Genomic DNA, 8,354 nt, shown 5'->3' on the forward strand with positions numbered 1-8,354 from the left:
TCCTTTTAAAATTAGTTTTGGTTCCAAACGATCAACTTCATTTCTGTCATTTCCTCAATCGCATATTTAATCCCTTCCCGGCCAGTGCCGCTTTCCTTGACACCGCCATATGGCATGTGGTCAACGCGATAAGTTGGAACATCATTTATGATGACCCCGCCCACATGCAATTCCCGTGCGGCATATAAGGCATACCTCACATTATTTGTGTAAATTCCAGCCTGCAGGCCGAAACGGGAATCATTCACTTGCTTCACCGCCTCTTCCATGGCATTGAACTTGTTTACCACCACAACAGGGGCAAACGCCTCCTGGCGGCAAACGCTCAAGTCAGGCTCAGCATTGGTAATAATCGTAGGCTCAAGAACACCGTTCCGGATGTTTCCGCCAGTCGCAATGTCAGCATGGCGGCTGTTGGTTTCCTCAATCCAGCCCATTACCCGGTCTCTTTCTCCCTTCGAAATCAAGGATGATATATACGTATCGGGATCGAGCGGGTCACCGACCTTCAACTGTTTTGCCGCTTCGGTGAACTTCCTTGTAAAATCCTCATAAATCTCTTCATGGGCATAAATCCTCTGAAGGGAGATGCAAACTTGTCCCTGGTTGGAAAAGGCCCCCATGATACAGCGGTCAATGATGGAATCGATATCGGTATCTTTATCAATAATCAGGGCGGAGTTGGAGCCAAGCTCTAAAGTCGTTTTCTTTAATCCTGCCCGGCTGCGGATGCCAATCCCTACCTCTGGACTGCCTGTAAAAGTGATCATGCTTACCCGGTCATTTCTGACAATTTCTTCTCCCACTGTGCTTCCCGGCCCTGTCACGACATTCAGCACACCAGGCGGAAGGCCCGCCTCTTCAAATAGTTCAGCGATAAACAAGGCTGAAAGCGGTGTTTGCGAGGCTGGCTTTAAGACAATGGTGTTCCCTGCCGCCACGGCTGGCCCTACCTTATGGGCAACCAGATTCATCGGGAAATTAAAAGGGGTGATGGCTCCAATCACACCGATTGGCTCTCTTAAGGTGTAGCCGATCCGGCCAATACCGCCTGATGCCGCATCAAACGGGATTGTCTCCCCATGAATGCGCTTCGCTTCCTCTGCCGCGAATTTATAGGTTTCAATCGTTCTTGAAACTTCCGCTTTTGAAAACATGATCGGTTTTGCGGACTCGCGCGTAATGATTTCGGCGGCTTGGTCCGCTTTTTCCGTTAAAAGCGAAACGACTTTTTCAAGTATTTCCGCTCTCTTGAACGCCGGCATGTTTGCCATCACGCTGCGTGCTTCATAGGCAGCATCAATCGCCCTTTGAGTCTGGGCTTTATCACCCATGGCGATCTGGGCGATTTCTTCCCCTGAATAAGGGGAGTATAATGGCGCATAGTGATTGGTTCCCACTTTTTCTCCATCAATGATCAAGTACTTCCTCACAGATTGAACTTCAGTTTGTCTATTCATTTAGGGCCTCCAATACCATTTCATGAAATTGAACAATGGCTTTCTCTGAAGATGAATATCTGCCTTTATTGAATGCGCGTGAACGGAACCCTATCTGCTCCAGTTCCACCAGCTCGATATCCTCCGAGCGGACCTGTTCCGCAAATTCCATTAAGTCCTTTTCCGCCTGGGACAAGTTCTCATCACGGAAATAATAGGTGTAAACAGCCATCGAAGTTTCATGATCAATCGGGACAATCTGAATGGAGGCCATGTTGCCCGGACCAGGATAGATCGTTAACATTAAATTCGGCCACAGCCAATAGAATTGCCCTCCCTGCATTTCCGCTTCATCCAAATTCACTGTCCCGTATTTTTTGTCCGGTTTGACAACCGTTCCTTGAATCGAATAATTCTCGCACGTAATGATTTGATAATCATTCATGTCAAGCGCGGCCACAAAGCTTGGATGAGCCACATGGCAATGGTCACATTCCAAATAGTTATCCATGAACGCTTTCCAGTTGGCCTTGAAGGTACGCGTTTTCTGATGGGTTCTTTTTAGTTCGCTTAAAAAAGGATTCTTTCCCAGCCGTTCGAAGAAATCGCCATAGGATTCACTTAAAGGCTTGGCATCATCATCCAGGTTCACAAAAATAAGCGATTCCAAAATTTCCATCCTGACAGACCGCAGACAGGCATCCTTCACGCAGCTTTCATCTTCACCGCGGAAGTTAGGTGCTTTATTCAGCTGCCCATCCAGCTTGAATGTCCAGCCATGGTAGGCACACTGGAGGATTTTCTTATTCCCGGCACTGTTTTTTTCAAGCTTTGTCGCCCGGTGTGGACAGACATTATAAAAGGCACGCACCACTTCATCCTTGCCGCGGTTCACGATAATCKGCTCTCCAGCTACCTCTGCAGTAAAGAAATCCCCGACTTTCTCCACCTGGCTGACATGGCCGACAAGCTGCCATGACTTTGCAAATACCATTTCCATCTCTTTTTCCAATACTTTGGGATCTGTGTATTTGTCATAAGTTAACGTCCTTTCGAATGTACGATCCGTTGCGTTTTGCACTTTATTGTAAGTCATCATCAGTTTCCTCCTTGGTTTCCCGTTGATTTATTTGTCCTTATCACTTTATCTGTTAGGTGGCAGAGGCTGCCTTTTCTTTCTCGCCCATAATACTCGTACTATGAAGCGGCTGCACTTTTGACCCTGGATGGATGTATGCCTTGGCATTACTCACAGCTGTCGGTGCCTCACCAAAACCACTGGCAATAAGCTTCACCTTCCCGTCATAGGTGCAGATGTCCCCTGCGGCATAAATTCCCTGAACGCTTGTCTCCATTTTTGAGTTGACCATGATAGAGTTTTTTTCTATTTCCAGGCCCCAATCCTTGATGGGACCGAGTGAAGAGACAAAGCCGAAGTTAACCAGGACATGATCGGTTTCAATCGCCATGTGTTCCCCACTCTTAGCCTCTTTTACAATCACTTTCTCGATCTTTTCTTTTCCGGCCAGCTCAACTGGCATATACGGAGTTAAAATTTCTACCTTTGAACTTTCAAGCTGGTTGACACTGTGCTCATGCGCCCTGAATTTTTCCCTTCGATGAATGAGCGTTACCTTTTCCGCGATGGGCTCAAGCATGAGGGCCCAATCAACGGCTGAATCTCCGCCGCCGAAAATGGCCACCCTTTTACCGGCAAACTGATGTACATCTTGAACAAAATAGTGCAGATTGGCTTTCTCGAACCTTTCTTCACCTTCAATATTTAATTTTCGCGGCTGAAAAGCGCCATTTCCCGCCGTAATGATCACGGCTTTTGTATGATGTGTCCCTTTATTGGTGATGACGGCAAAAGTTTGATCCTGCTTTCGGACGATACTTTCAACAGACTCTTCCAGACAGATTTCCGGTTCAAACTGGTTCATTTGCGCAAGCAGATTATCCACCAGCTCCTGGGCTCTGATTTTCGGAAAACCAGCAATGTCATAAATATATTTTTCTGGATACAGTGCTGATAATTGGCCGCCCAGCTGCGGAAGGCTTTCAATGATTTTCACTGATGCCTGTCGCATCCCTCCATAGAAAGCAGTGAATAACCCGACCGGGCCTCCCCCGATGATGATGAAATCGGAAAGATTGCGATGCTCCATTACGAAACCTCCTTTTCATTTTCCATACACCCTTTCTAATGCAAGCATCGTGCCAAAAGTGTTAAACCCTTTAAACACGGTGAAAATATTTAAAATTCACTGAAATGTCTATCATTTTGAGTTAAAATGGACTCGAATAACGGAGATTAAAAATCAAAAATGACTCACTATCCTAGATTAGGGGGCTGCACATGAAGATTCCAAATCCAACAGGGAATGTGGAAATGACACTTGAAACTCTATTAAAGATTCTTGACTATTCCTCGGACGAGATTTTTGTTTTAGACGGGGAAGCGCGGATTGTGTATGTAAATAAGGTGTGTGAAAGGCACTACGGACTCCGCCCCAGTGATGTAATCGGCAAATACAACGTGGAGCTCTTTGAAAAAGGCTATTGGAAACCCTCGATTGTGCCAGAAGTGTATCGGAGGAAACAGCCTTGCTATATGAAGCAGCAAACATACATCGGTACGGAACTCCTGACAACGGCCATTCCTATATTGAATAATAAGAATGAAATTGAACTTGTTGTGATTACCTCGACCCAAAGCCAAAAGATGAAAATATTCAATACAGGAAACGAAAAAAGTGAGTCAAATCTGACTCAGCCTAGCGAAGAAGATAAAAGTATCGTCACCAACAGCAGCAAAATCAAAAAAATTCTGGAGCTCTGTAAAAAGGTAGCACCTACAGATTCCAATATCCTCATCCTTGGTGAATCCGGCACAGGAAAAGGAGCCCTTTCCCAATATATCCACAAAGTCAGCAACCGGCGGAATCGCCCCTTTCTCGCAATCAACTGCGCGGCCATTCCGGAGGAACTATTGGAGTCTGAACTCTTTGGGTATGCAAAAGGTGCCTTTACCGGGGCAAATAATTCTGGAAAACAGGGGTTAATTGAGGCCGCAAATGGAGGTACTATATTCCTCGACGAAATCGGGGAAATGCCTCTTTCCATACAGGCAAAACTCCTACAGCTTATCCAGGAAAAACAATTCATTCCTGTCGGAAGCAGCGAGGTAAAAAAAGTGGATGTGCGGATCATCGCGGCAACGAATCAAAACCTTGAAACGATGATTAAAAACAAAGCATTCCGGGAGGATTTATTTTATCGTTTAAATGTGATTGATATCGTCCTGCCGCCTCTGCGCGAAAGAAGAGAAGACATCGTGCCTCTAACCTACAATTTCCTGAATAAATTCAACCAAAAATATAATGAAAATAAGGTCATTTCGGAAGAATGCCTGCACTTGCTCACACACTATTCCTGGCCGGGGAATGTACGCCAGCTTGAAAACCTAATTGAAAGATTAGTCATCATTAGCAATTCGATGATTGACGTGCATGATTTACCTGATGTGATCACGGAGAAAATCGGGGATGCTCCCCCATTATGCCTTCCAAAAACACTCGACGAGGCTGTTGATCAAACCAAAAGAATGTTAGTAATGAAATCCTATGAAAAGCATCAATCAACCCGAAAAGTGGCAAACGACCTTGGCATAAGCCAAACGAAGGCGGCCAGGCTGATCAGGGAATATTGCGGAGAATCGGGTTAGGGTTTTGAAAATAGTTTTTGAATAATGTTCAAAATAAAGAATTAAAAACTAACAAACTGGAAATAATTTTGATAGATATGGTATGCTACGATTTTACAAAGCTTCAAAATAAACGAAGAGGTGTTTAAACATGAACAAATCGGAATTAGTGAGCGCCGTCTCTACACACGCAGAACTATCCAAGAAGGATGCGGCAAAAGCGGTAGATGCATTATTTGAAACTATCTCTTCTGCTCTTGCGAACCAGGAAAAGATTCAGGTAATCGGATTCGGAACATTTGAAGTGCGTGAGCGTGCGGCAAGAACAGGACGCAACCCGCAAACCGGGGAAGAAATGCCGATCCCCGCTTCCAAAGTACCTGCCTTTAAACCAGGCAAAGAACTAAAAGAAGCTGTAAAATAAGAGGCCAACGGAAAAAGCGCCAGGAAAGAAGAGATAAGTTTCTTCCCTGGCGCTTTCACTTTTTTGAACCAAAAAAAGAAGGCCCTCCCAAAGGAATTGCCTTCCATTCATACTATAATAGTGAGGCGAGAGAACCGTCCCCCCGCATCAGTGGAGCAAGAGAAACCTTGCATCAACCTGCTTCCGAAACAACTTCTTTTCTTCGCTTCTCTACGGCTATCGGTTGTTTCACTGGAATCTGGCCAAGTCCGAGCTCTTTTGCTTCCTGGTTCAATGCTTTTACCAGGCTGGTGACCATGAGCACCATGACGGCTGAGAATGGCAGAGCGGCAATGATCATGGTGTTTTGCAGGGCTTGCAGGCCTCCGGAATAAATGAGGGCAAGCGCGCTTGTTGAAAGCAGGACTCCCCAAGTCAATTTGATCGGTACACTTGGGTTTTGCGATCCATTCGTTGTCATCATCCCCAGAACAAAGGTGCCGGAGTCAGCGGATGTGACAAGGAACGTAACGATGATGAACACGGCTAGCAAGGATAGAGCCATGCTGCCTGGGAAGCCTTGCAGCACGCCGAACAGAGATTCCTCGGTCGCTAAGGAAGAAACCGAAAGCAGCCCTGTGGCTTCCGTGAAAATGGCTGTGCCCCCAAAAGTGGTAAACCAGAGGAATCCGATTAGTGACGGGATCATCAGGACATAGACAACGAACTCACGAATCGTCCGTCCCTTTGAAACCCTCGCAATGAACACGCCGACAAATGGAGACCAGGCAATCCACCATGCCCAATAAAAGATCGTCCAGCCATTGATCCAGCTGCGGCTTTCTTCATTCATGGGCGAAATCCGCAAGCTCATGTTCATGAAGTTCTGCACATAAGCACCCAAAGTATCGGTAAACATGTTAAGGATAAACAGAGTTGGTCCAAATACCAGGACAATCAGGAAGAGGACAGCTGTAAGCCCCATATTCAAGTTGCTAAGAATCTTAATCCCTTTACTTAAGCCTGTTAAAGCCGAAATCATGAATAAGACGGTCACAACGAGCATAATGATTGTTTGGTTTGTCATCGAACTAGGTACATCGAAAAGGTAGGACATTCCGCCATTGATTTGCATGACACCAAACCCCAGCGAGGTAGCGACCCCCAAAACCGTCGCAACGACCGCAATGACGTCGATCGCCTTCCCGACCGCTCCATCCGCATGTTTCCCGATCAGCGGCCGCAATGTCCGGCTGATCAGGCTCTTTTCCCCTTTTCTAAAAGTGAAATAAGCCAGAGCCAGCGCAATCGAACCATAGATGGCCCATGCATGGATCCCGTAATGGAAGAACGTGAATCTCATCGCATCCTTAATTCCCTGGTCCGTCCCCTCCGTGCCTGTAGGAGAACTAATCATGTAATGGCTGATTGGTTCAGCTGTTCCATAAAACAACAGCCCAACACCAATACCCGCACTAAAAAGCATCGCAAGCCAAGTTGGACGTGAAAACTCAGGCTTATCCTCCGGTTTCCCGAGCTTAATCCGGCCAACTGGACTAGCTAATAAATAGAAGCACACACCCACCAATAACGTAACAAGCAGAAGGTAATACCACCCAAAAGTATCCGTAATCACACCTTGAGCACTGCTTGTGACTTGTTCTAGCGTCGCGGGCATCGCAATCCCCATTAAAACAAGACCGGCCACAATGGCTAAAGATACATAAAAAACAGTCGTAGCATTTTTCATATTAAATTTTAACTCCCATCTTTGATAGATTCGCAGAGGGTTTTACTTCGTTTGGTGAACATAAAAATGCAAAACCAAATGGTAAAAATATTTTTTGGATGAAGTAAGATGAAACGTAACCCTAAAAAATTGCGTTCATTCATTTACTCTCAAGCAAGATATTCTTCATAACTTAATTATTTTAGTCTTTTTGTATTGGATATTGAAAAACTTGAAAGGATTTGTATGAGTCCACTACAGGTGTTTTCGGGGAATGTTAGTAGTATAACAAAACACCCTAAATCAATGCACATGCGAAAAAACGGCATATTTCCGCCTGAAACCGACTCATCCCCGCTGAGCAGGATTCTCCAAGACCTATTCATAAAATAACTCCAACATCCTCTTGATACCGCCAATTTAACTCAAATGATTAGGTTGTTGGTTTTGGTTTATGAATGGGGACGGTTCTGGTGTCTCATTTTTCACCCGTTTGCGACATTTAGGATGGAAAAAGACTGTGAGTTGACGGAACCTCACAGACTGTCCATGCTTTGTTGAATCCTCAAGCAGCGAAGCACGAGAACCGTACCAGCGCTTCACACGATTCCCACCAATTCGACATCAACCCACGCTGTGCCTAGGCGGTAGGAAAACTCAAGAACCCTCGTTTCTAAAATTAACTTCAATGCCGCCCTTCTTCAAGGTTGATCTACCAAGGCGACTTTAATCTAACGTTTGATTAGTATGGCAGAAATACGCTGTTTTAGCGGGATTCCATTTTTCGACGTGAATTTTAAAAATGACACGCATATGCGTTCCACTTTTGGGGTTCACTTGTGATAGGAGTGCCGTCATAAAATCAGAGGTTCATAGATAAGCGGAGAAATTCCGCTTAAGTTGGGAAATACCTATATTTCCCGCAATATAAGCACTAGCTTTGCAAAGTTGTACCAAATACTGGTATATCATTGAATTAGGTTTTAAACAGAAAAAATCCTCCTATGTAGAATTGTAATCAACAGGTTACCAAACACCCCAATTCTACAAGAGGAGGATTCATATGAACTCTATGGA

At 45.1% G+C, this 8,354-nt stretch carries 6 protein-coding genes; 2 read left to right on the forward strand and 4 right to left on the reverse strand.

Features of this window, described 5'->3' with window-relative positions; translation table 11 throughout:
- Positions 1-11: 11 nt before the first annotated feature.
- From ADU22_RS03230 to ADU22_RS03240, 3 genes are read right to left on the reverse strand one after another with little or no spacing between them, the layout of a single operon-like run.
- Positions 12-1,460, reverse strand: coding sequence for an aldehyde dehydrogenase family protein (locus ADU22_RS03230; protein WP_053360883.1), 1,449 nt, complete (start codon positions 1,458-1,460; stop codon positions 12-14).
- The gene (locus ADU22_RS03235) at positions 1,453-2,535 is read right to left on the reverse strand and encodes an aromatic ring-hydroxylating oxygenase subunit alpha (protein ID WP_053364448.1); all 1,083 of its coding nucleotides are present in this window, start codon (positions 2,533-2,535) and stop codon (positions 1,453-1,455) included. Before ADU22_RS03235 ends, ADU22_RS03230 begins: the two co-directional genes overlap by 8 nt.
- 55 nt (positions 2,536-2,590) lie before the next feature.
- Positions 2,591-3,607, reverse strand: a complete 1,017-nt coding sequence (locus tag ADU22_RS03240; RefSeq protein WP_053360884.1) for an NAD(P)/FAD-dependent oxidoreductase — start codon at positions 3,605-3,607, stop codon at positions 2,591-2,593.
- 191 nt (positions 3,608-3,798) lie between these two features.
- Here ADU22_RS03240 and ADU22_RS03245 point away from each other — a divergent pair, with 191 nt between their 5' ends.
- Together ADU22_RS03245 and hbs are read left to right on the forward strand one after the other, a co-directional pair.
- The gene (locus tag ADU22_RS03245) at positions 3,799-5,166 is read left to right on the forward strand and encodes a sigma-54 interaction domain-containing protein (RefSeq protein ID WP_053360885.1); all 1,368 of its coding nucleotides are present in this window, start codon (positions 3,799-3,801) and stop codon (positions 5,164-5,166) included.
- A 130-nt stretch (positions 5,167-5,296) separates the two neighbouring features.
- Complete coding sequence (gene hbs / locus ADU22_RS03250) at positions 5,297-5,569, forward strand: non-specific DNA-binding protein Hbs (protein WP_053360886.1); 273 nt, start codon at positions 5,297-5,299, stop codon at positions 5,567-5,569.
- A 172-nt stretch (positions 5,570-5,741) separates the two neighbouring features.
- On the opposite strand, the gene ADU22_RS03255 is transcribed toward hbs, so the two are convergent.
- Complete coding sequence (locus ADU22_RS03255) at positions 5,742-7,298, reverse strand: BCCT family transporter (protein WP_053360887.1); 1,557 nt, start codon at positions 7,296-7,298, stop codon at positions 5,742-5,744.
- Positions 7,299-8,354 lie beyond the last annotated feature (1,056 nt).

Source organism: Bacillus sp. FJAT-27251 (assembly GCF_001273925.1).
Taxonomy (GTDB): domain Bacteria; phylum Bacillota; class Bacilli; order Bacillales; family Cytobacillaceae; genus Mesobacillus_B.